The sequence below is a fragment of the Microvirga mediterraneensis genome (genome assembly GCF_013520865.1).
Taxonomy (GTDB): Bacteria; Pseudomonadota; Alphaproteobacteria; order Rhizobiales; family Beijerinckiaceae; genus Microvirga; species Microvirga mediterraneensis.
This window is the reverse complement of record NZ_JACDXJ010000001.1, coordinates 3,730,264-3,753,272: the sequence shown is the minus strand read 5'-3', so window position 1 is coordinate 3,753,272 and position 23,009 is coordinate 3,730,264. Positions and strand designations below refer to the sequence as shown.

Genomic DNA, 23,009 nt, shown 5'->3' with positions numbered 1-23,009 from the left:
CCGCTCCCGTCGTTCAGCGGCACACGTGCCGACGGCCGTCGCTGCCCATATAGGTGTTAGAGTTCGGATCGTAGGTCCGGAACCTCTGGGTGCAGAGAGCTGCGTGCGCTTGCGCCGGGCCCGCCTGCGGCATCGTCCCTGCCACGCTGCCGGTCGATAGGGGCGCAGCGACGCCCGGGACGTCGGGCCCATAAGGGTTCATGGTGGTCGTCGGACCGTTCTTGCCGAACTGGTCCCGATGGTTGCAGTAATAGGTCAGCGAGTCCGGTACTGCGCTACAGTCGAGGTTTATGTCCTGGGCCTGAGCGGATGACACATATCCCGATACCAGGCCACATGCGGCGATAAGGAAGAGGGATTTCTTCATGACCATCTCCTGTCGATACGGTCGGAGATTTCTACCAGTTGACAGTATGATCCTCGAGTTTGGTTCAAATGCGGGAGCGGAAATCACATTTGCGATATTCGCCCACCGAAAACCTCTCTAAAAAGCTTGCCTGACCTGCATTCACGTCATGCCGCCGGCAAATGCCGGACTTTGCGTTTCCATTGATCGAAACTGACACCGCGATACGGAAGGCGGTCATTCTTTCCATCGGATTTCCCATGAACATCTCGATCCTGCTGCCGCTCTTCGGAATCCTTCTTGGCGGCATATTCCTCGCGTCCCAGGCCCCCATCAACGCTGCCCTGGCGCGGTCTCTCGGCGATCCGATCCTGGCCGCCTGCATCTCGTTCGGGATCGGCTTCGTCGTCCTGGCGGCGATCAGCATCCTCAGGGGCTCCTGGCCGTCCGGCACCGCTATCGCGGCGGCGCCCTGGTGGGCCTGGCTTGGCGGCTTCCTGGGCGCCTTCTATGTCGCCATCGTCATCTGGGGCGTGCCCCAGCTCGGTGTGGTCAGCACGGTGGCGGCCTTGATCTTCGGTCAGGTGGTGGCCGCGCTGGTCCTCGACGCGGTGGGCGCCTTCGGTCTCCCTGTCCAGGCGATCACCTGGCAGCGGCTCGTCGCGGCGGGCATGATCCTGGGCGGGCTGGTTCTGTCCCGCGCAGGATGATGAAGTTTAAAACCGGGTCTCGATCTCGTCCTCGTTGCGGACGATCCCGACCCGGCGCGCGGCGTTTTCGATCATGGGAATGACCTCTTCCACCCGTTCGGCCACGAGATAGTTGAGCTCGAGTCCCGGGCGGATGAAGCCCTGCTCGCGCATATGGGCGATCAGGGTGAGCAGGGGCTTCCAGAAACCCTTGGTGCTCAGCATCAGGATAGGCTTCGTGTGCTGGCCGAGCTGCGACCAGGTCATCTGCTCGACGAGTTCTTCCAGGGTCCCGATGCCGCCGGGCAGGGCCACGAAGGCATCGGCCTTCTCGAACATCAGGCGCTTGCGGGTGTGCATATCGGGCACGACGATGGTTTCCTGCACATCGTCGAGGAGCTTCTCGGGGGACTTCAGAAAGTCGGGGATGACCCCTGTGACATAACCGCCATGGTCGAGCACGGATTGAGCGACCGTACCCATGAGGCCCACATTCCCGCCGCCATAGACCAGATTGATCCCCTGCTCGGCCATGGATCGGCCCAATACGGCCGCATTCTCGGCGAAAACGGGATCGTCCCCGAAACCGGAGCCGCAATAGACGCAAATGGATTTGATCGAACTGTTGGATGACATGTCTATTCTGGGGAGGCGGGGAGCCTCCCGCGCTGAGTCGTGAAGCATTAATTGTCCTTTATGGCCGTAGCCTTTTGAAAGATAAACGGTTTAAATGCACGAAAGTGCCGCGTTCGAGAAAAGCACCATGGCGGAACCGAAGGAAATAAAAGGTACAATTGCGTTGCTCGGCGTTGCTGCTGCAGCGGTTGTCGCAGTTCTTCTCGGGGTGCTGTACTGGTCCTGGACCGGAAGGTCGGATTCTCCGCAGACGGCCGTGCCCGCCCAGCCATCCGCCGCATCCCAAGCGGCTTCCGGCCAGCAGGCTGCCGCCAAACCGGCCGGTTCTGCCGAGGCTGCCGCCGCGAAGCCCAAGGACGGTCCGGTCGCTCCCTCCTTCGATCTGGTGCGCGTCGAGCCGGACGGCGAGAGCGTGATCGCCGGGCGTGCCGCCCCTGGGGCCACCATCGAGTTGCTGCGAGGCGATCAGGTTCATGCCCGCGCCGCAGCCGATGCTTCCGGCCTGTTCGCCATCGTGCCTCCGCCTCTGCCGCCGGGTTCCCATCTGGTGGTGCTGCAATCCATCGCGCCGGACGGTACCCGCCAGCGCTCGTCCCAGAGCGTGACGGTCGTCATCACCGATGCCAAGACGCGGCCTCTCGTGACCCTGACGGCGCCGGACAAGCCGACGGTGGTCCTCTCCAATCCCGAGCCGCCCGCCAAGGTGGCCGAGGAGCCCAAGCCCGAAACGAAAACCGAGACGAAGACCGCCGAGACCCCTCCGGCCACGCCGCAGCCCGGTCAGCCGGCGCCGCAGCAGCAGGCAAGCGTCCCGCCGGCCACGTCCTCCCCACCGGCTGCCCCCGCGCAGCCGGCCCCGCGGCCCGAGATCAAGATCGTGACTGTCGAGGCGGAGGAAGGGAAGCTCTTCGTGTCCGGCCTGTCGGCGCCGGGCGCGACCGTGCGCCTCTACCTCAACGAGAGCTTCATCGCTCCGGGCGGGGCAGGCGGCGACGGCAAGGTCTCCTTCTCGATCGCCAACGGGGTGAAGCCCGGCGATTACCGGATCCGGCTCGACGACGTCGATCCGGTCTCGGGGCAGGTCAGGTCACGGGCGGAGGTGGGTTTCAACGTCCCGGTCCAGGTGGCCTCCGGACAGCCTCAGGCCCCGACGCCGGCCCAGCCGTCCACCCGGGCGCAGCCCGCCCGCGAGGTGGCCTCCGCCCTGCCTGAAGGGCAGATGGCCAGTGCCGGAACGGTCGTGGTCCCGAACATCAATACCACCATCGTGTCCCGGGGCGACAATCTCTGGCGCATCAGCCAGAGGATCTACGGCAAGGGCCTGCGCTATACGGTGATCTACGGCGCGAACCAGGAACAGATCAGAAATCCGAACCTGATCTATCCGGGACAGGTTTTCGTCCTGCCGGGCGATCAGGAGCCCAAGAGCAACTGAAGCTCTCATGCAGGCCGCATAAGTTAGAACAATGACAGACTCGGGGTGAATTCATCCCGATGATCGACTATATCGGGATCCGACATTTCGATTGGATCCTTGCGTATGCCCCCCTCTACCGCCGTCCCGACGACGAGCGCTGCTGCGCCGAAGCCCAACGGCTTGGCGGCCACCTGGACGAAACTCTGGCCCTATCTCTGGCCCCACGGCAGGCCCGATCTCCAGCGACGGGTGTTCCTGGCCTTCGGCCTGCTCCTGGTGGCGAAGGGCGTCACCATGGTCACGCCCTTCGCCTTCAAATGGGCGACCGACGCCCTTGTGGCCGTCACGGGCAGCGCCGGGCAGAGCGCCGAGGCGGCCGCCACGTCGGGCTCCTGGCTGTGGAAGGCGCCGATCCTGCTCACCGTGGTCTATGGCGTCACGCGCATCCTCATGGCAGTGCTGACCCAGATACGCGACGGCCTCTTCGCCAAGGTCGCCATGCATGCGGTGCGCAATCTCGCGCTGCAGACCTTCGAGCACATGCATCGCCTATCCCTGCGCTTCCACCTGGAGCGCAAGACAGGCGGACTGACCCGCGTCCTGGAACGCGGCCGCGAGGGCATCGAGGAACTGTCGCGTCTCGTGGTGCTCACCCTCGTCCCGACGATCCTCGAGTTCATCCTCGTGCTGGGGCTGCTCGCCTGGGAGTTCAACTGGGTCTATTCCGCTGTCGTCTTCGTGATGGTGGTCGTCTATCTGGCCTATACCTACAAGGCGACCCAATGGCGGATCTCGATCCGCAAGCAGATGAACGATTCCGATACGGATGCGAACACCAAGGCGGTCGATTCCCTCCTGAATTACGAGACGGTGAAGTATTTCGGCGCCGAGCAGCGGGAGACCGCCCGCTACGACCGCTCCATGGCCAAGTTCGAGAGCGCTTCCACTCAAACCTATACGTCGCTTGCCGTCCTCAATGCCGGTCAGGCCGTGATCTTCTCCATCGGCATGGCCATCGTCATGGTCCTGGCGGCGCGGGACATCATGGCGGGACGCGCCTCCATCGGCAGCTTCGTGCTCGTCAACGCCATGCTGGTGCAGCTCTATATCCCGCTGAACTTCATGGGCATGCTCTACCGCGAGATCAAACAGGCTCTCATCGACATCGACGACATGTTCGCGATCATCGAGCGCAACCCCGAGATCCAGGACAAGCCCGGCGCCAAGCCGCTTCAGGTGGCCGAGGGCGTCGTGCGCTTCGAGGACGTGCACTTCTCCTATGTTCCCGAGCGCCCCATCCTCAAGGGCGTGAGCTTCGAGGTGCCGGCGGGCCATACGGTGGCCATCGTCGGGCCTTCGGGCGCGGGCAAATCGACCATCTCGCGCCTGCTTTTCCGCTTCTACGAGCCCACCAGCGGGCGCATCCTGATCGACGGGCAGAACATCGCCGAGGTCCAGCAGGCCTCCCTGCGCAAGGTCATCGGCATGGTTCCGCAGGACACGGTGCTGTTCAACGACACCATCGGTTACAATATCCAGTACGGCCGCTGGGATGCGAGCCCGGAAGAGGTGAGGGAGGCCGCGCGCCTCGCCCAGATCGACCGCTTCATCGCGCTCCTGCCGGAGGGCTACGATACGCCGGTGGGCGAGCGCGGCCTGAAGCTCTCCGGGGGTGAGAAGCAGCGCGTAGCCATCGCCCGCACGATCCTCAAGAGCCCTCCGATCCTGGTGCTCGACGAGGCGACCTCGGCCCTCGACACCTTCACCGAGAAGGAGATCCAGGACGCCCTCGACCGGGTCAGCCGGGGACGGACCACCCTGGTGATCGCCCATCGGTTGTCCACAGTCATCGGAGCCGACGAGATCATCGTCCTCGACCAGGGCCGGGTGGTCGAGCGGGGCAACCATGCGAGCCTGCTGAGCCTTGGCGGGGTCTATGCCGCCATGTGGAACCGCCAGCGCGAGGCGGATGAGGCCCGCGAAACCCTCAAGCGGGCTGAGGAGGAAGAGCGCAGCCCCGAGAGCGTGGCAGGTTGACAAAAAGCTCTTTCGCCTGCCATCCCCAAACGAATGCTCTTAAGGCTTGAGAAACGATGACCGATATCCTGGAATCGATGCGCCGCATCTTCGTGCCGATCCACAAGGAGGGCTATCCCTTCATCCTGATCGCGCTGTTTGCGACGATCGTCCTGGCGTGGCTCTGGTCGCCGCTCGGCTGGATCGGCGCGATCCTGACCGTCTGGGTCTGCTACTTCTTCCGCGATCCGCCGCGCGTGACGCCGATCCGGGAAGGCCTCGTGGTCTCCCCGGCCGACGGCCGGGTGAACCTCATCACCACCGCAGTGCCGCCGGCCGAGCTCGACCTGCCGCCCGAGCCGATGACCCGCATCTCGGTCTTCATGAACGTGTTCGACTGCCACGTGAACCGCTCCCCGGTCACGGGCCGGATCGCCCAGATCCTCTACACGCCGGGCCTCTTCCTCAACGCGGAGCTGGACAAGGCGAGCGAGGACAACGAGCGCAACGCCCTCGTGATCGAGACGGCGGGCACGAAGATCGGCGTGGTGCAGATCGCCGGCCTCGTGGCCCGGCGCATCGTGTCCTTCGTGAAGGTGGGTGAGCATCTGAGCACCGGCGAGCGCTTCGGCCTGATCCGGTTCGGCTCGCGCCTCGACATTTTCGTGCCGCTCAACGCCCAGGTTCTCGTGGGTCTCGGCCAGACGGCGGTAGCCGGCGAGACGGTGCTCGCGGACCTGACCGCCAACGAGCCGGCGCGCCAGTACCGCGTGGGCTGATGCCCTCTCGCCCGCTGGAAGGGAAGGCTTCACGGCGGGCCGCTTGGGCGGAACCGTTGACGCGGTTTGCGCTTTTCCGTCACGCGCAAACTGTCCAGCTCTGCTTATGGCTCGGGCTGGCCCCTATGCTCTCCTCTTGATGAGCGCATCGTTCAAGGCGGAAAACCGGATCCATTTTCCGCTCGATGCGCTAGGTTGGTGCCATGAGTGACCTTTTTCCGCCCTTCGCTCCCGACCCGAACGAGCCGCGCAAGCGGCTTTTCAAGCCGGTCCCCTTCCGGATGATCGCCCCCAACATCATCACCCTGATTGCTCTCTGCCTGGGGCTCTGGGCCATACGGCTGGCCTTCGACGGGCAATATGAGCGGGCGGTCGTGGCGGTGATCGTGGCCGCCTTCCTGGACGGCGTCGATGGGCGCATCGCCCGTCTCCTGAAGGGAACCTCCCGGTTCGGCGCGGAGCTCGATTCCCTGGCCGACTTCCTGAATTTCGGCGTCACTCCGGCGTTGATCATCTACAGTTTCGTGCTGCACGAGCTGGGACGGGTCGGGTGGATCGGCTCCATCGTGCTCGCCATCGCGGCGGCCCTTCGCCTGGCGCGGTTCAACGTCATGATCGACGACCCGAACCGGCCCGAATGGAAGAAGAACTTCTTCGTGGGCATGGCGGCCCCGATGGGGGCCATGTGCGCCCTGCTGCCGCTTTACCTCTCGTTCCTCGGCATTCCCATTCAGGATTCCTCCGTCGGGCCCATCATCCTCGTCTATGTGGTCGGCGTCGCATTCCTCATGGTCTCGACGATTCCGACCTATTCGGGAAAGACCATGGGCAAGTACGTGCCGCGCCAGTGGGTTCTGCCGATCTTCGTCCTGTCGGTCGCGGCGTTCGGCCTGCTCATCAGCTTCCCATGGGAGATGCTGAGCCTGATCACGGTCGCCTTCCTGGCGACGATCCCGATCAGCGTGATGCGCTACCGCAAGCTGGACCGGCAGGACGGCTCAGGTATCGCCGGAGTCGGCCCGTCCCCGTCCGATGTCGAGCCGCCCCCCGTCGCCTGATCGACTTGATTCAAGCCGGCCCGGTGCCATGTTGCACCCAGCGTGGCCGTTTGTGCCGATGAGTATCCTGGACGGATCCCGCAGGATCCCGGAGCGTGGAGAGAAAAGTGGCGTCTTCTTCCGAGGTGTCGAATCCCAGCGGGCGTCCGAAGCTTGTGCTCGCGTCCGCCTCGCCGCGCAGGCTCGGCCTGCTGCAGCAGGCCGGCATCGAGCCCGATGCCCTTCTGCCCGCCGATGTGGACGAGACGCCCTTGAAGAACGAGAGCGCCAAGGATCTGGCCAAGCGGCTGGCCCGTTCGAAGGCGGAGGTGGCCCGTAAGGTCGCCCGGGTCCGCGAAGACCTCAAGGACGCCTATATCCTGTCCGCCGACACGGTCGTGGTCGTCGGCAAGCGGATCCTGCCCAAGGCGGAGCTCGTGGACGAGGCGGCAGGCTGCCTGAGGCTTCTCTCGGGCCGCGCCCACCGGGTTTATACGTCCGTTTGTCTTATCACGCCGAAGGACTCCGTCCGCGAGCGGCTGGTGGAAACCCGCGTGCGTTTCAAGCGTCTCTCCCGCGATGAGTTCGAGCGCTATCTCGCCTCCGGCGACTGGCGCGGCAAGGCCGGCGGCTATGCCATCCAGGGCCTCGCCGGCACCTTCGTGGTCAAGCTGGTCGGGTCCTATTCCAACGTGGTGGGCCTGCCCCTTTACGAGGCGGCGGCCCTGCTCGACGGGGAGGGCTATCCCGTCCGGTCCAGCTGGCTCGACGCGGCCTGACGCCGCTCGCCGCCTTGCGCCAGGGAGCCCCGGCAACCACCTTGCCGCTCAGCAGGAAAGGAGGCGCGCCATGAACGCCGCCAATGAGAACAAGCCATTCGCTTCGGCCGGCAAATGCCCGATCTGCGGAAAGCCCGCCCAGGCCGAGTCCCGGCCCTTCTGCTCGAAGCGTTGCGCCGACGTGGACCTGAACCGCTGGCTGTCCGGCAGCTACGCGATTCCGGCCGTCGAAAGCGAGGAAGACGACCGGGACGAGGACGATAGGGAAGCCTGAATCAATTTCCCCGAATTTTGTCGTCCGAACCGCTGGACATGCGGCTCAGGTCTGACTATACACCCCTCCACGACGCGCACGGCTCCGCCGCGCATCGGATGCCCAGGTAGCTCAGTTGGTAGAGCATGCGACTGAAAATCGCAGTGTCGGTGGTTCGATTCCGCCCCTGGGCACCATCTATCCCTTTGATAATTGGAAGCTTTTAGAATCTGCATTGCAGGTTCTAATGCCCTATTGAAGGATTGGGGGCACACCGGGGGCACAAAGCTCCATAGTGTTGCGCTCTGCGACGCGCTCGGGGATGTCGTACTCGGACGGCTTCGACGAATTTACGATTATAAATTGCAAGTTGCGGTATGGCGACCACTTGTGGGAACGTCCTGCTTTGCGCATTGTCCAGTTGATTGGGCCGCCTCCCGGATGCGTCAATGTGAACGGGGGAGAGGATCAAAAGCCAGGGGCGAAGAATTGCTGACCTGCCACCGAAGCTTCATCCAATGGCGTTTAGAGCCTCGACCGGTGATAGGCCGCATGGCGCGACAGGAGCAAGGGGCCAGCGCGCGGAGCCTGTCCGTTGCGCAGCGCGATGGTCCCTTGCGGTTCGTAGGGCTTTGGAGAACGCCTGCGGCGTCTGATAACCCAAGGAAGAGTGGGGTCTCTCGGTGTTGTAATCCTCGACCCAGGCGGCGATCAGCTCGCGGGCATGATCCAGTCCGAAGAACAGGCTCTCGTTCAACAGTTCATCGCGCATGCGGCCGTTGAACGACTCGATGTAGCCGTTCTGCATCGGCTTGCCTGGGGCAATGTAATGCCACTCGATCCGGTGCTCGGTGCACCAGGCGAGGATGGCATTCGAGGTCAGTTCGGTGCCGTTATCGGACACAATCATCCCCGGCGTGCCGCGTCGCTCAATCAGGGTCGTCAGCTCCCGGGCGACCCGCTTGCCTGAGATCGAGGTGTCGGGGATCGCCGCCAGGCACTCCCGTGTCACGTCATCGACGACGTTCAGAATGCGAAAGCGCCGGCCGTTCGCGAACTGGTCATGGACAAAGTCCAGCGACCAGCGCGCATTGGCCTTCGCCTCCACCAGAATGGGCGCTCGCGTGCCGACCGCCCGCCGACGTGCCTGACGTTTGCGAACGCCCAGACCCTCCTCACGGTAGAGGCGGTAGATCCGGGTGAGACCCGCCGTCTCGCCCTCACGCCGAAGCAGCACGAACAGCCGCCGATAACCAAACCGACGCCGTTCCCGCGCCAGGTCACGCAGGCGGCCGCGCAAGACGGCATCGTCCGGCCGGCATGAGCGGTATCGGATCGTGCTTCGGTCAGCCCCGATCAGGGTACAGGCCCGCCGCTCCGACAGGCCGAAGCCGGCCTGCAGGTGCGCGACGGCTTCGCGCTTCGCGGCGGGCCCTACCACTTTTTTGAGAGGAGATCGCGCAGGGCCGAGGCATCCAGCATGGATTCGGCTAACAGCTTCTTCAGTCTGGCGTTCTCGTCTTCCAGCGCCTTGAGGCGCTTGGCGTCCGAGACGTCCATGCCGCCGTACTTGGCCTTCCAGTTATACAGGGTGGCTTCCGACATGCCGTGCTTGCGGCACAGATCGGCCGCCTTTGCCCCAGCCTCCTGCTCGCGCAGGATCCCGATGATCTGTTCTTCCGTAAACCGTGAACGCTTCATGGTCCGTCCTTATGATGGGCCGGACTCTAACTCCAGTTGGAGGGAAATCTCAGGGGCAGGTCAAACTTGAACTGCGGCTGAAAAATCAGCCGCAGCTTTCCCGAGGTCCTTATGCATCTTACGGGTATCGGCCATGACCTTGAGGTGCCGGTCAGGAAGAGCGGGCGCTCGGAAGGGGGCGGCACCGCATAAGTCTTCCGAAGCTGGTCCTGTCGATCAGGTTCCTTGGCCGAGAACTCATCCTAATCTTCAGGTAAGCGCCAAGGGGATTAGCGCCGCCCCCTCAACTACGAACTCTATCACGACAGCCGGCAGGTTCAACCGCCGGTCATAGCTTCCGGCCGGCGGGCGCGGCCTCGGTCCGATATTTCATCAGCGTTGGCGGCATGGCGTTCGCCCATTCCCAGATCTGCCAGCGATGATAGCGGGTGACGTTGGCACCAAGGTCGACAGGCGGGACAGGGCAGATCTCGAAGAACCGCTCAGGTGGAATATCCAGGTATTCGCAAACCTCAGCTCGCGTCATCAGGAGCGGCTAGGCGTCCGGAATCCATTTCGGGCCTCCTCGCTTCATGCCGGCGCCTTCGCTCTTCGGGTGTAGCGGCGCTTCGGCAGCGCCCGTTTCCCAAGATTGCGGCGCACCCGGGAATCGTCCTCCTCGAGCGCGGCGGCGATCATCCTCTCAATCATCTTGGCACGGGTCACCTTTGCCACCGCAGCTAGGGCGGCGATGCGCTCGACATGCGCAGCCGGAAGTTCGACACGAAGCCGACGCCGGCCAGCGGCGCCGGCAAGATCGATGCCCTTCCGGCGCGCGATGCGATGGACTCGAGCCATCGGTATGTTGAGGGCTTTGCCGATCTCCTCTGCCGAATAACCATCGGCCGAAAGGGTAGCGATGGAGCAGGCTAGGTCCTGCGGAGTGGGAGACGGTGCCGACAGCTCCGGCGCTGCGATCTCCATCTCCATCGACAAGGCGGGCACAAAGCCCGCCATAAAGCTTCCGTCATCCATTGATGCCCCCTTCGCCGCATGTGCCTGCAGCCTTCGGCATCAATGTACCACTTGTGATTCGTCTGCGACAGGCTCAGCGAACTCCATCCGCTCAGCGACCATTTCGCCTGTCAGGCGGCCTGCGATCACTTCGGAGATGTATGAATGAGGGTCACCACTCAGGTGCTCGAGATATGCAGACATTCGCTCAGCAGCGAGCTTCAAACCCTGTTCAATGCCATCTTGGTAAGCTCGGGCGAGCGCTTTGCTTTCCAATGGTTTCGTCATGTTCACCTTCTCATTCCCAATCCGCGAAAGACCCATCGCGACGGGACTGGAAGCGCTGCCCGAAGCTGCCGGATGTCGAGCTCTGCACCGCGGCGGACGCGCGGCTCGCATTCCCTGCGATCCGCTCAAGCTCCGCATTTACGGCTCTCGCCTTTGCTAAAGTCGCATCGAGCTTCGAGTCATCGACGTTGAGCGAGACCGGTTCGGCAAGCGCCTGAATGGCGCCGCCGGCATCGGCCGCCTTGCCCTTGACGATATCGAGATCCGGTCGCCGCGGCGGAAGCGGCGCAGTCGACGGCATACCGCCGCCGCGCGCCTCGCTGTCGTCACCAGCCCAGGGCAAGGTCGACTGACTGCGGGTCATCCGGCCCTGCGCCGTGCGACGCATGACTTCCAGGTCGTGATTGACCATGAACAGCTTCCGTTCGGTGTCACGAAGCCCGAAATGGCCGCCTTCCTTTTGACGGGCGGCTAGTTCATTCAGTTCACCGGCCCTGCGCAGTGCCGACGTTCGATCGGCATCATGGTATGCAGCGGCCCGAGACCGCTGCTGTTCCAGATACCGTTGCGCACCCGCCTTTCGGATCTCCTCATTCTCACTGCCGACCAGATCGTTGAGGTTGAGCGTCGTATTCTTGAGGCGATAGCTGCCTCGTCCGATTCCGATGTTGTCTCGGATGTGCTTTCCCCCGCTGAGGCCTTCGAGGATCTTCTGATCCTTCTCGGATTGGGGAACGTCTTTCGTCTTAGGCAGCCACCCGAATGGATCGAAGGTCTTCCTGTTCTGCCCTTCCTTCTCCATCTCCTCCCTGGCGATGCGGCGCAGATCGTTGGCCTTCTCGTTCTGATCAACGAACCGTTCGAGAGAAGACGAGATCGAGTTGAGCCCTGAGGACACGCCGATGGCATCAAGTCCACGGCCGAGCGAATTGGTGAAGCGATCCCACGAATTGCTCAGGTTATCGACGGAGGCCTGCGCATCTCCGGTCACGCGTCCGAGATCGCGCATCACAGAACCAGGCGCCGTCTTGTGGATCTCGGCCTGAAGCTGCTGCCACTCGCCCCGATACATGAGCAGAGCGCGCATGCCGCGCGCCAGTTCCATGTCCGAGAACAGTTGCGGCAGCTTGGAGAGGTCGCCCTTGAGCGCTTTAGCAGAAAGCTCTTCAAAGACCTCGAGGAGGTTTCGGCCCTGCTTCCTGGCTGTCGCCATCTCCTTGCGGAGATTGATGCCGAACTTTCCAAACTTTTTGGCGGTTTCTTCACTCTCCATCTTTTGAAAGATGTTCGCCATCGAAGCGGCCGCCTCTTCCGTCGTGCCGGTGTTCTGGCGCACGACCTGCAACATGGCGACCATTTGCTCAAGACCCTGCGCGCCCTTCAGCCCGACCGACGCGGCGGATGGTGCAAGGGACGGCAGATACCTCGCCATGTCCCGCAGCTCAAATTGACCGGCTTTGCCACCCTGAACCATAATATCAAAGGCCCGCTGCATATCTTGGCCGGCGATGTCGAAATTCCGTCCTACCGCATTCGCTGTGCTGGCGATGTCGTCCACCGCTGCCCCTGATGCCTGCGCGGTCCTGGCAACGGATGGCAGAAAGGAGAGCGAATCCGACAGCGAGCGTCCCTGTGAAACCAATGTCTCAAGTCCGCTCGTGACATCGTTGATCGGCACCGCCACTTCGCGAGCGATGCCCTGCACCTGTTTCGTGGCCGCTCTTGTCGCATCGGCCGTGGCATCGGCCGTGATGCCGATGCGGGTCATGCGGCGGTCGAATTTGGCGGCTTCGAGATAAGCTGTCCTGAGCCCGACCGCGATGCCGGCAACGCCCAAGGCACCGCCGGCAGCCGGCACAATACCACGGGTGGCATTGGCTACGGCAGAGCCGATCTGCGCCGTCCCTCTGGCATCGCTTTTCAGGTTCTTGAGGGATCGCGAAGCCCGGCTCGTCGGACCGGAGACTTCGTCACGCAGTCGGACGATTAGGTTTGAAGTTTGGTTAGCCATTTTAACTCCGAAGGTTGTTGCAGGACGGGCGAGATTTCCAAATCAAAACGCGATTTCGGCGCACCGAAATACACTCGAAAGCCGCGGGGGGTCGGCCCCGCTCTTAGGGGGGCGTCGGGAAGGACCCAAAACCCCGGGAGGGAGGAGAGGAAGACGGGTGGCGGGCGCGGTGGACAGATGGCGGACACTTTGAGGACATCACGTCAGCCCCTCCCTTCGCGAGAGCGGACAATTGCCGGACACCGCGTGACATTTCCCGCGCATCTTGTGACACTTTGGGGTGTTGACGTGACACATCGGCCTCCTGTTGTGACACCTGAACTCAATTCCGTGACATTTTCTGGCTCTCGCGTGACCCTTGCAGTTCTGACGGGGTGATAGAGAGGCCTGCGAGCGGCCCTTGAGGGCAGCGAGCGAGCAGGCCATCTCGTGATCGCGCGCGGGGGACTGGGCGAAATTCTGGGGAGGTTCGCACCCTGTCGAACTCATCGTCGTTAGGATGAAGGCGGACGGCCTTGAGGGCCGCCGCCGCTTCCGACGCGGATGTCAGGTGTCGAGGTTCGAAATTCGTGCCAACCGAGTTCCACAGGTTTGATGACCATGAATTTCGAACCTACCCCTGTTTCCTTGGGTCAGGCACCCGGCCTGCCTTCATCTGACGGCGCCAGTAACCTTCGCTCCAGCCATATCCCTCCCACGGCTTCAATGCGCGCAGGCAGCGCTCTCGCGGGGTGGCTCCATTGGCGATGCGGCGGGCTTTTTCCCGTTGCGCCTTCTGCACCTTCCGCTCGCGGGTTCGCTGATCCTTGCGCCGGTCAATGGCTCCAAACGTTTCCAGTCCGAGATGGATACGCTCGGCCTCTGTCACTCCCAACAGGATAGCGATCTCATCTGCCTTGAGCCCGCGCCTGCGGCGGCGGTGCTCATGAACCAGATCGAGAACCCACAACTCGCCGAATTCGTTAAGGACACCGGGACACCATCGGCGGCACCACTCCACCGGATCGTTCAGGCGGCGGTGTTTGTCCGAGATTTCTGAAACGTGCCCAACCGCAGCGCGGGCATAGGCTTCGCCATCGTCAGTATCCACGGGCCCGCCATGACGCGCCCTGATCAACCGTTCGATGGCGACGACACGCAGGTGCGCAAACTCCACACGGCGCGGATGCTTGCGCGCCCGATACCCCAAAACCGCATTGCCGACCCTGACTTCACTTCTAGCATGAGGAGCACTATATTCAGACTGCTCTTGTGCTCTTGAACGTCCGTCCGGTGCCAGCCGGCGGGCGTTTGCATTTGCTGTCATGCTGCATGTCCCCCTTGAGAGCTCTCATGGAGCCGAGCATCGACGGAGTTCATGAAGTCGGCCACATCCTGCCACGCCATGGTCCATGGAATGCCGCGGGCGATGTTCATGCGCTCCAAGGTTTCCGTCTCCTGGCATCTCAACTGAGCGATCTCAGTCGGACTGCAATGCGCCGCGGCGGATCGAAGGCGAGCCGCAACCTCATTGATCAGCTTCTCATTATGAGCCAGCCGCAGGGGGATCACGTTCGTGGCCTGTGCTATGCGAAGAGGCACTGGCACTGGACGGGGCGGTTCGTCACGCATCGCATTGTGGGGCAGTTTCCGTACCCATTTCCATTGCGCCCGAGAAAGCTCCCCGCGCTCGCCCCAATACCGGAGGAGAGATGCTGCGAAACGTTGATCGTTCGAGCTCAGGAAGGGCAGTGCCTCGCGAAGCGCCTCGATTTGGGCAAGGCGCTCGGCTTTCACATCCCGCGCCGGTCGCCGCTGTGCTGCCTTTCCGGCCTTCGGCGGAGCCGCCTTCCGCGTCGCACAGCGCTTGGGTTTCCTGGCTTCCAGCTGCGGCGTCTCAGCGTTCGCAGTCAGAAAAAGGGGCAAGTCATCAATCATGGCGGACCCCTCACGCTATCCGCGGTCTACGCGGGGAGGGGGATCGTGTTCCGGAATCAAGGACCGGAAGGCTCTTCAAAAAGCGCTCCCAGTCCTCATCAAGAATCAGCGTTTTTCGTCCGCACTTTCGGGCGATCAAGTTGCCGTCGCGAATCTCCTCGTAAAGCTTCGATCGACCGAAAGGCCCGGTCTTTACGAGTGCCTCAACCGTGTGGGCTTTTGCCATGTGTGTACCTCCACAAACCGCGGCGAATGTTGCTGCGTTGAGGTGCACGGTGATGGAACTCGTTCGGAAAAATAACCCCAGTTGCGAGGAAATTTGAGGGAGCCTCAAGAAGAGCCCCCATTCATAGGGTTTCGAAGAGCGCTTTAATTGGGGGTATCTATCTCAAGTGCACTCCGCGTTCGATCCGCTTCGCGAAACGAGACCTGAGGTCTGCATCACTATCATAAGGCCACCCCGCCAGTTTCCAGCCTGAAACGCAAAATCCGACGAACAGGCCGTTTCCCGTTTTACCGGCGGTCTCACTGGTAAGAAGGTACCAAGCGATAGCCATCCCACGCAGGAATTCATGCACCAGCACATCCTTACGGCCGTTGTGTCCGGGTTGCTCGTCTCTGAAAGGCTTCCGAAATGCCTGCAGCTTGCATATGGCAAGCTGCACGGCTTCCCTTGCATCACCTAGTCGACTTTCTGCCACGGCGGTCGCGCCCTCTTTCTCCTCAGAGGGATCGCTATCCAGTTCTTCCTGCGAGATGAAATAGCCTGTGTCTTCGTATCTGACGTGCTCAAGAAAATCGCTCATACCCTGGAGCATCTCGTCAACGCGTGTTGCAATGAGTTCGGCAGTACGGCGTTGCGCAGGCCATATCTCGCTGCGGAGTCGGGTAATTTCCAGGGCTGTGTTGGCGAATGACAGCACATAGCTACGCACACAAGCAAATGGATTTTCCGCGAGATGCATGTTGCAGATCCGGCCTTGGTTGAGGAGTTTGCGGGTAATGGCATCTAGGTTGCATGAGCCCTCCGGCGCATGCAATTGATCTCTGCTGAGGTCTGGAGCTGTAAACTCTATGGGCGCATATCGTCCTGCTATCGGACGGGTGCGATATTTCGCTTTAATAGCTGCCTCGTCAGCCTGTCTCTCTTCTTCGAGCCAGGCGTCTTCTTCCTCCTTGATCCGCTTGAGCACGGCGGCCTCGTCTTCGTCCGTCCACTGGTGCTGAGCATGCGCATGGAGCCCATCGGGCTTAAAGTATCCAGCGAGGTGGCCAATAGCGTGTTGCTCCAAAAAATCAGGTGTCGCTTTGAAACGCTGGCGGGGCTCTTCACCGTCATCTAGGGCGCCCAACCAGACCTCCAGAGGGCCATCCTTCGGTCGTCTGAGGCCGGTCTCGAAACGCCCAAGCATTTCACGACCATCAACCCGAACAGCAATCCAACAACCCCACTCCGGCGTCTTTCGGGTCGTGTCGATCCAGACAAGATCACCTCCCGTGAGCCGATCCGGCAACTGCTCACCGACTAGTTTTCGGAGGACGAAGCCTGGCCGTGCGGAAGTCTCCTGGTCATCAACCACGTGAAGTTCAGGGGCATGAAATGACCGTGTCATCGCGCGGCCCTCTTCGGTTTCATAATGACCACCGTCGATGTGTTGGCTTTTTCGGCGACGATTTGCTCAACAGTTCGAGCCCAAAGCTCGAGCGCGATCCGCTTTTCCCGGGCCCTGTCGTAAGTGTCATAATGGCGCCCAGTCACATCGCGCCGGATGTGGTTTAGTACAGCGGACACGTCTTCGCCAGGGATGCCAAGGCTCGCGAGCCGAGTGGCTATGGTCCGCCGTAGATCGTGCGGGGAGGGCGGTTCGGCCTGCCAAGTACAAACTGCTGCATCATCTTCCATTTCCTTGAGCTCTCTGCCGAAACGCGCCATGGCGACGGCAAGCGCGTGCGCAGTGATGGGCACTTCATCGACCGACGGAGACGGGAAAAGGTATGCTTCGTCTTTGCCTACCAGGGTTAAGGCGTCGTTAATGGTACCCACCGCTAAGGGCGAAAGGGGTACAAAATGTGCCCGTCCATTCTTGGACCGATCAGCAGGGATAACCCATCCGGCTCTGGCCGGATCGTCCAGACTCTCGAACTCCGACCGCAGGGCCCCGGCAACCTCGCCGGCCCGGGCGCCCGTCAGCAGCAATAGCCTCAGGGCCAAGCCGACCCGGCGAGATACGGGTGGGAGAGTGACGCCGTTCCAGAAGAGCTTGACCTCGGCATCGCTCAAGACCCGCGTCGCGACCGTCTCAACCCCTCTCTTTCGAAGCCGATGGCAGGGGTTCGCTCGCACAAGGTCGGCATCGATGGCAAACGAGAAGATCGAGCTTATGAGAGCCTGAATCCGGTTCGCTTGGGTTGCCTTGCCGTGCTGGACCATCCCCTCGCACAGGGCGATGATATCCCTCCGTTCGATCGAGGCATAAGGCCGGTCCTTCCACTTCGGTAGAATGTGGAGCCGGAGGTTCCGCTCGTCAGCATCGGCGCTCCGCTTGAACCGGCGGGCGCGCTCCTTGATGTAGCGGTCAGATAGAGCCTGAAAGGTGTTGGTTGTCGCTTCCAGCCGGGCCCTGCGCTTTTCTTCCACTGGGTTCCGACCGGCGGCGACTGTCCGGCGCATGTCATCGGCCGCTGTCCGGGCCTGGGAGAGGGTGACGTCAGGATAACTGCCAAGTGTCGCTCTTGAGACCCTGCCGGTTTGGGGATCCCGGAACCGGAAAGACCACGATCTCGCGTCCTTGGCTGAGACCCTTAGCTCGAGCCCGGTGCAGCGCAGATCCGAGATCTCGACCCGTCCGGAAGCAGGGGCCGGGATCGACCGTACGAGAATGTCGGTAAGTGCTTTCTTCACGACTGAACTTTCCAGAGGGCAGATCCTGTTGCCCCCAGGAGGTCCAGCCTGTGCCCCCAGCGATCTGGGGGCACGCCGGGGGCACAAAGTGCCCCGGCTGGTGATGGACGTAGGTGTACACCCGAAGACGAAAACGCATGTTATATCAGTTGTTTGGGTTTTCCACCAAAATTCGCCGAAATCCCCGGAAATCCATAATTACACGACTGAAAATCGCAGTGTCGGTGGTTCGATTCCGCCCCTGGGCACCACTTCCTTCCCTTGAAGTCTCAATGGTTTGAAAGCTCGCGAACTGCGGTGCCGCTTGCGTTGGTTCGAGTGCGCGCGAGGCCGCGTGCCTTTGCTTTTATCCGGCCCTCTTCGCAGCCCTGTGCAGCTTCAGGTTATCGAGTTTGCTGTACTCATACTGCGCAAGTGCTGCTCCGACCTGGCCGAAAAGCGCCCCGATAACCAGTCCGGTAACGATGATCAGCGGCAGCTGGCGCCAATCGAGGTGGGTTTTCGTCAGGTCCTGGGTCATCGCTCTTTCTTCGCGGTGTCTATCGATTCACGGCGCGGCTGCACGCGATGATCGTAGCACGTCATCGTGCGGGGTTGAGTAGAGGGCGCCGCCGGCCTTGGCAAGGAAACACTGATCGAGAAGGCCACGTTCCTTCCGAACAGATCGTCACACGCGGGTGTCTCTAGCATCGTCCGGAGATTTCAATTCTGCGACCGTCCCCAGCCTCCTTCGCCACCGTGAGAGAGGGCGGAAGGCGGGAGGTCTGCTGGTGCAAGAGGGAGATCGCTACACGCGCCAGATCCCTGAATTCCTCCTGCACGACCTCGGGAGCATCGTCCCAATCGTCTGAATGCTCAGAGGCGTAAAACGCCTGCGCGACAAGCTCGACCTGGTTCGGCGTCATGCAAGTCTCCCTGCACCTATTAACCAGATAGGTAACAAGGGAGGTATTCGTTCCCTGTCTCTTTAGGGGTACTCCCGATGATGGAGCATAAGTTGCTGTAATCATTGGATGCGCTACCGCTTTCGGCCAAGAGGCATTCTAGGAAACTTTCCAACGGCGTTTCTCAACCCGCCGCCCAGGCTTAATGGAAAGTGCCCATGGGGCCGCGTTGGCCATGCGCTACGAACGATCGGGCCGTCCGCTCTCCTTCACTTCCTCGCGCAGATCGCTCGGGCGATCATGGCATTCGAGCCGTCGCTCGTGGAGAAGCAGTAGACACCTGTCTCATCCATGTCGAAACGATCGCCCCGGCTGCATGTGCCGTTGACGGGATACTCGTCCTCGTTGCAGCGCGCCATGCATCGACCCTGTGCGGCGCATTCCTGCACGAAGACCCTCAGGATCGTGCCGGCGAGACCGGGCTTCCCTTCAGGCCCGACCTTTCCTTCCGGGCCGGCGGGACCGGGAGGTCCGACCGGACCTGTCAGGCCTGCCGGGCCGATCGGCCCGACAGGACCCGGAGGGCCGATGGGGCCGATCTCTCCGGCGATACCCTGCGGACCCGGAGGGCCGGCGGGCCCCACGGCGCCGATGGGGCCGGCAGGACCCATGGCTCCCATGGGCCCCGGTGGTCCGACGGGTCCAGGCTCACCCCGCGGCCCCGGCGTTCCTTGAGGACCCTGCGGGCCCTGATGGCCGGCCAGGCCTTGAGGACCCTGTGGCCCGGGCGGCCCCGCTGGGCCCTCGGGCCCTATCGGTCCGGCTGGTCCGGGCTGCCCTCCCGGGCTTGCTTGTGCTTCCGCAGTCCCAGGCGGTCCTGGAGGCCCGGCGGGTCCCTGCGGTCCCATCGGACCGGCTGGGCCAGTCTCTCCGCGCGGGCCGGGCGAGCCGGCGGCTCCCTGTGGACCGGGAGGGCCTTCGGGTCCCTGCGGGCCCGGCGATCCGTCGCGACCGGGCTCCCCCTGCGGCCCGGGCGGGCCGGCCGGTCCGGGCTGCGCTGGGGCCGCAGCCGCTTCCTGCTGTGCCGCGCCCGGTGCTTCCGGCCCGCGCTGACCGCAGAACCCGACAACCGCCTGCCGCTCCTCGCTCTCCGCCTGGAGGTTCACGATGCAGGTGGCGGGATGATAGGGGAGCCTGAAGGTGAACCGGCCGTTCGCATCCGCCTTGGTCTCGAAGCGCTCGTCGAGGAAGATCGATACCTGGCGTGGCTTGCTCAGCCGTCCGATGACGCGCAGCTCGCCGGCGGTGATCATGGCTTGATCGATGAGGATATCCGCCATGGCAGGCATGCCGCTGGCGATCAGGATGGATCCGGCTAACAGGCGTGTGAGCATCGTGGCTTCCCACTTCGGAGAAGCAAAGCGTCGCCTGAAGGGGCCCGAAGCGTCAATTCACCCGGAAGAGTACCGCAAATACCACCTCACTTGCGCGGAGCGAGCCTTTATAGCCCGCCTCGCCGGGCAAGAGGATGCGAACGGGCCGCTTGCGATGCGACGGCCCGGCATTCCGCTTACAAGGGTTGGGTCGGATCGTTCGATCCTGCTTCCCGGGCCCTGCCTCGCCGCCTCAATGCACCCCTTCCGCCTGCATCGCCTCGACGCGGATTTCCTCTGTCAGTTGGGCCTTCAGGCTCGAGAACTCTGGTGTGGTCTTCATCCTGTAATGACGGGGATGCGGCAGGTCGACAGGGATGTCGGCCTTGATCCGACCGGGGCGGGCCGACATGACGATGACGCGGGAGGCGAGGAAGATCGCTTCCTCGATGTCGTGCGTCACGAAAAGAACGGTCTTGCGCTCCCGTTCCCAGATGCCGAGCAGCAATTCCTGCATCAGGCCGCGGGTCTGGTTGTCGAGGGCGCCGAAGGGTTCGTCGAGGAGCAGGATGTCGGGATCGTTGGCGAGCGCGCGGGCGATGGCCGTGCGCTGCTGCATGCCGCCCGAAAGCTGCTTCGGATAATGGTTCTCGAATCCGCGCAGACCCACCTTCTCGGTATAGGACGCGACGATCTCCTGCCGCTCCGCCTTCGGCATGCCCTTCTCGCGCAGCCCGTAGGCGATGTTCTCGGCGATCGTGAGCCAGGGAAACAGCGTGTAGGACTGGAACACCATGCCCCGGTCCGCGCCGGGGCCCTTGATCTCGCGGCCGTTGAGCATCACGCGCCCGCCGCTCGGGCGGTCGAGGCCCGCCACGATGCGCAGGAGCGTGGATTTTCCGCAGCCCGAGGGCCCGAGGATGGTGATGAAATCGTTCTGCGCCACCTGCAGGCTCGTGGGCTCCAGCGCCCGCACGGGCGCGCCGCCGCGCACGCCCGGAAAGACGCGTGAGACGTTCTCGATCTGGAGGATCGTGCCGGTCATGCGAGCCTCCAGGGGAAGAGCGAGCGGTTGAGCGCCTTGAACAGGAAGTCAGAGATGAGGCCGATCACGCCGATGACGATGATGCCGAAGATCATCTGTCCCGTCGCGAGAAGCGCCTGGCTGTCGATGATCATGTGGCCGATGCCGGAGGAGGAGCCGATGAGCTCCGCAACGATCACGTAGGTCCACGCCCAGCCGAGCACGAGTCGCAGGATCTCGGCGATCTCCGGCGCATTGGCGGGGATCAGCACGCGCCTGACCACGCCCCGATCCTTCGAGCCCAGCGTATAGGCGGCCTCGACGAGGTCGCGGCGCGTGTTGCCCACGGCCACGGCCACCATCAGGATGATCTGGAAGACGGAGCCAATGAAGATCACCAGGAGCTTCTGCATCTCGCCGATGCCCGCCCAGAGGATGAGGAGCGGCACGAAGGCGGAGGCCGGAAGGTAGCGGGCGAAGGACACGAAGGGCTCGAGGAACGCCTCGAAGGATTTATACGCGCCCATCATGATGCCGAGCGGCACCGCGACGAGGGCGGCAAGCACGAAGCCGCCGACGACGCGCCAGACCGTGACGCCGATATCGTTCAGGAAGCCGAACCGCGTGAGCAGCAGCCAGCCGTCCTGCACCATGGTGATCGGATCGGCCAGGAACGTGCGCGAGACGAAGCCGCCGAGCGTTGCGAAGGCCCAGGCCGCGAAGAAAAGGACGAAGAAGGAAATGCCGAGCGCGACGCGCGTGCCTTGGCTGACGGGTTCAAGAGGACGGGGCATGAAGAATCTGTTCTGCCATCCGGACGTTCAGTGCCGGATGTGTGCCTGAGGAAAAGGCCGAGGCCCTGGCCCGCTTCCACGGGCCAGGGCCTCGGCAACGGCCTTACTGGATGAAGCTGGTATCCGCCAGCGCGTCCATGTCCGGCTTCTGCTTGATGATGCCGGTTTCGAGCAGCAGGTCGGCGGCTTCTGCCGAGAAGGTCTTGAACTCGCTCTCGAAGAACTTCTTGTTCGCCGCGCGGTCCTGCCAGCGCAGGAACTGGGCCGACTTGCCGAAGGCCTCGCCGGTCTGCTTCACGTCTGCGCCCATGATGTCGTAGGCCTTCGCCTGATCCTTGGCGATCATGTCGAGAGCTTCGAAATAGCTGTCGGCAAAGGCCTTGGCGGCCTTCGGGTTGTCGGCGAGGAATTTCGGCGTGCAGCCGAAGGTGTCCATCACCATCGGGTAGTCGAGCGTGGTGGCGATGATCTTGCCCGATTGCGGCGCGGCGCGCACGGAAGAGAGATACGGCTCATAAGTCATGGCCGCGTCGTTCTGCCCGGCGATAAAGGCCTGGGCGGCAGGGCCCGGCTCCATGTTGACGACGGTGACGTCCTTCACGGAGAGGCCGTTCTTCTTGAGCATCCAGGAGAGCGCGAAATAGGGCGACGTGCCGGGCGCGGAAGCCGCGACCTGCTTGCCCTTGATATCCTTGATCGACGCGATGTCGTTCTTCACGACCATGCCGTCAGCGCCGTAGCTCTTGTCGAGCTGGAAGATCTGCTTGGTGGGGACCCCGTTGGCATTCCACACGATCCATGTCTCGACGGTCGTTGCCGCGCATTGGATATCGCCGGACTGGATGGCGAGGTGGCGGCTCGCCTGCGGGACTTTCTTGATCGTGACGTCGAGGCCGTTCTTCTTGAAGATGCCGGCCTCCTTCGCGAGCGTCAGGGGCGCGAAGCCCGTCCAGCCCGAGATGCCGATGGCCACCTTCGTCTCCTGCGCCGAGGCGGACGCCGCCGCCAGCGCCAACACGGCCAAACCACCCAATACCGCTTTCATTGCTGCCTCCGTCCTGTCCAATTCCCTGGCTCGTTCCGCCGGCTGTTTCCCTGAAGTTCTTGCTTCTCCGCCGGCGCTTCCTTGCGAGCGGGCGAATGGCACCATGACGGAGCGGCAATGTCAAA

General features: G+C 62.8%; 22 protein-coding genes and 2 tRNA genes. 9 read left to right on the top strand and 15 right to left on the bottom strand.

The genetic code is table 11. The features are described 5' to 3' along the window. Positions 1–13: 13 nt before the first annotated feature. Positions 14–367 (bottom strand): BA14K family protein, encoded by a 354-nt coding sequence (locus tag H0S73_RS17865; RefSeq protein WP_246389043.1) that lies wholly within the window; start codon positions 365–367, stop codon positions 14–16. Between the two features lie 239 nt (positions 368–606). On the opposite strand from H0S73_RS17865, the gene H0S73_RS17860 reads away from it, so the two are divergent. After that, positions 607–1,056 carry a DMT family transporter gene (locus H0S73_RS17860; protein ID WP_181053405.1) on the top strand — a complete coding sequence of 150 codons (450 nt, stop codon included), beginning with the start codon at positions 607–609 and terminating at the stop codon, positions 1,054–1,056. Positions 1,057–1,062: 6 nt separating this feature from the next. Here H0S73_RS17860 and H0S73_RS17855 read toward each other — a convergent pair whose 3' ends face one another. Further along, positions 1,063–1,671, bottom strand: a complete 609-nt coding sequence (locus tag H0S73_RS17855; protein WP_181053403.1) for an LOG family protein — start codon at positions 1,669–1,671, stop codon at positions 1,063–1,065. A gap of 127 nt (positions 1,672–1,798) precedes the next feature. Here H0S73_RS17855 and H0S73_RS17850 point away from each other — a divergent pair, with 127 nt between their 5' ends. The 7 genes from H0S73_RS17850 to H0S73_RS17820 all read left to right on the top strand — a co-directional run bounded on the left by H0S73_RS17850 (position 1,799) and on the right by H0S73_RS17820 (position 8,149). Continuing rightward, a complete protein-coding gene (locus H0S73_RS17850; RefSeq protein ID WP_181053402.1) occupies positions 1,799–3,106 on the top strand; it encodes a LysM peptidoglycan-binding domain-containing protein in 1,308 nt (435 codons plus the stop codon). A gap of 105 nt (positions 3,107–3,211) precedes the next feature. Continuing rightward, on the top strand, positions 3,212–5,125 hold the full coding sequence (locus H0S73_RS17845) for an ABCB family ABC transporter ATP-binding protein/permease (protein ID WP_181053401.1): 1,914 nt from the start codon (positions 3,212–3,214) through the stop codon (positions 5,123–5,125). Positions 5,126–5,181: 56 nt separating this feature from the next. Beyond that, entirely contained in the window at positions 5,182–5,883 is a 702-nt protein-coding gene (locus H0S73_RS17840) for a phosphatidylserine decarboxylase (RefSeq protein ID WP_036352163.1), read from the top strand. A gap of 203 nt (positions 5,884–6,086) precedes the next feature. Further along, positions 6,087–6,941 carry a CDP-alcohol phosphatidyltransferase family protein gene (locus H0S73_RS17835; protein ID WP_181053400.1) on the top strand — a complete coding sequence of 285 codons (855 nt, stop codon included), beginning with the start codon at positions 6,087–6,089 and terminating at the stop codon, positions 6,939–6,941. Between the two features lie 107 nt (positions 6,942–7,048). Next, on the top strand, positions 7,049–7,699 hold the full coding sequence (locus H0S73_RS17830; protein ID WP_181053399.1) for a Maf-like protein: 651 nt from the start codon (positions 7,049–7,051) through the stop codon (positions 7,697–7,699). 70 nt (positions 7,700–7,769) lie between these two features. Further along, positions 7,770–7,973 (top strand): DNA gyrase inhibitor YacG, encoded by a 204-nt coding sequence (gene yacG, locus H0S73_RS17825; protein ID WP_181053398.1) that lies wholly within the window; start codon positions 7,770–7,772, stop codon positions 7,971–7,973. Positions 7,974–8,073: 100 nt separating this feature from the next. Further along, positions 8,074–8,149, top strand: a tRNA-Phe gene (locus tag H0S73_RS17820). A gap of 314 nt (positions 8,150–8,463) precedes the next feature. Here H0S73_RS17820 and H0S73_RS17815 read toward each other — a convergent pair. From H0S73_RS17815 to H0S73_RS17785, 7 genes are all read right to left on the bottom strand, one after another. Beyond that, a protein-coding gene (locus H0S73_RS17815; protein ID WP_425488198.1) for an IS3 family transposase occupies positions 8,464–9,653 on the bottom strand; the annotation gives its coding sequence in 2 pieces (ribosomal slippage) (positions 8,464–9,401 and positions 9,401–9,653; 1,191 coding nt in all). 570 nt (positions 9,654–10,223) lie between these two features. Then, a complete protein-coding gene (locus tag H0S73_RS17810; protein WP_181053396.1) occupies positions 10,224–10,667 on the bottom strand; it encodes a hypothetical protein in 444 nt (147 codons plus the stop codon). A gap of 39 nt (positions 10,668–10,706) precedes the next feature. After that, a complete protein-coding gene (locus H0S73_RS17805; protein ID WP_181053395.1) occupies positions 10,707–10,934 on the bottom strand; it encodes a hypothetical protein in 228 nt (75 codons plus the stop codon). 10 nt (positions 10,935–10,944) lie between these two features. Further along, positions 10,945–12,945: a phage tail tape measure protein gene (locus H0S73_RS17800; RefSeq protein WP_181053394.1), complete on the bottom strand. Its 2,001-nt coding sequence runs from the start codon at positions 12,943–12,945 to the stop codon at positions 10,945–10,947. 613 nt (positions 12,946–13,558) lie between these two features. Beyond that, a complete protein-coding gene (locus tag H0S73_RS17795) occupies positions 13,559–14,251 on the bottom strand; it encodes a hypothetical protein (RefSeq protein ID WP_181053393.1) in 693 nt (230 codons plus the stop codon). 994 nt (positions 14,252–15,245) lie between these two features. Then, the gene (locus tag H0S73_RS17790; RefSeq protein WP_181053392.1) at positions 15,246–16,475 is read right to left on the bottom strand and encodes a hypothetical protein; all 1,230 of its coding nucleotides are present in this window, start codon (positions 16,473–16,475) and stop codon (positions 15,246–15,248) included. Beyond that, positions 16,472–17,764 (bottom strand): integrase arm-type DNA-binding domain-containing protein, encoded by a 1,293-nt coding sequence (locus tag H0S73_RS17785; RefSeq protein WP_181053391.1) that lies wholly within the window; start codon positions 17,762–17,764, stop codon positions 16,472–16,474. The genes H0S73_RS17790 and H0S73_RS17785 overlap by 4 nt, the downstream gene beginning before the upstream one ends. A 174-nt stretch (positions 17,765–17,938) precedes the next feature. Between H0S73_RS17785 and H0S73_RS17780 the strand changes: the two genes are divergently transcribed. After that, positions 17,939–18,015 (top strand) — tRNA-Phe (locus tag H0S73_RS17780). 95 nt (positions 18,016–18,110) lie between these two features. On the opposite strand, the gene H0S73_RS17775 is transcribed toward H0S73_RS17780, so the two are convergent. The 6 genes from H0S73_RS17775 to H0S73_RS17750 form a co-directional block, all read right to left on the bottom strand. Continuing rightward, positions 18,111–18,284, bottom strand: a complete 174-nt coding sequence (locus H0S73_RS17775) for a hypothetical protein (RefSeq protein ID WP_181053390.1) — start codon at positions 18,282–18,284, stop codon at positions 18,111–18,113. A gap of 163 nt (positions 18,285–18,447) precedes the next feature. Next, positions 18,448–18,669: a hypothetical protein gene (locus H0S73_RS17770; RefSeq protein ID WP_181053389.1), complete on the bottom strand. Its 222-nt coding sequence runs from the start codon at positions 18,667–18,669 to the stop codon at positions 18,448–18,450. A gap of 248 nt (positions 18,670–18,917) precedes the next feature. Then, positions 18,918–20,042 carry a hypothetical protein gene (locus H0S73_RS26150; RefSeq protein ID WP_181053388.1) on the bottom strand — a complete coding sequence of 375 codons (1,125 nt, stop codon included), beginning with the start codon at positions 20,040–20,042 and terminating at the stop codon, positions 18,918–18,920. A 232-nt stretch (positions 20,043–20,274) separates the two neighbouring features. Beyond that, positions 20,275–21,066, bottom strand: coding sequence for an ABC transporter ATP-binding protein (locus H0S73_RS17760; RefSeq protein ID WP_181053387.1), 792 nt, complete (start codon positions 21,064–21,066; stop codon positions 20,275–20,277). After that, complete coding sequence (locus H0S73_RS17755) at positions 21,063–21,839, bottom strand: ABC transporter permease (protein WP_181053386.1); 777 nt, start codon at positions 21,837–21,839, stop codon at positions 21,063–21,065. The genes H0S73_RS17760 and H0S73_RS17755 overlap by 4 nt, the downstream gene beginning before the upstream one ends. Before the next feature lie 103 nt (positions 21,840–21,942). After that, positions 21,943–22,884, bottom strand: coding sequence for an ABC transporter substrate-binding protein (locus H0S73_RS17750; protein WP_181053385.1), 942 nt, complete (start codon positions 22,882–22,884; stop codon positions 21,943–21,945). Between the last annotated feature and the right edge of the window lie 125 nt (positions 22,885–23,009).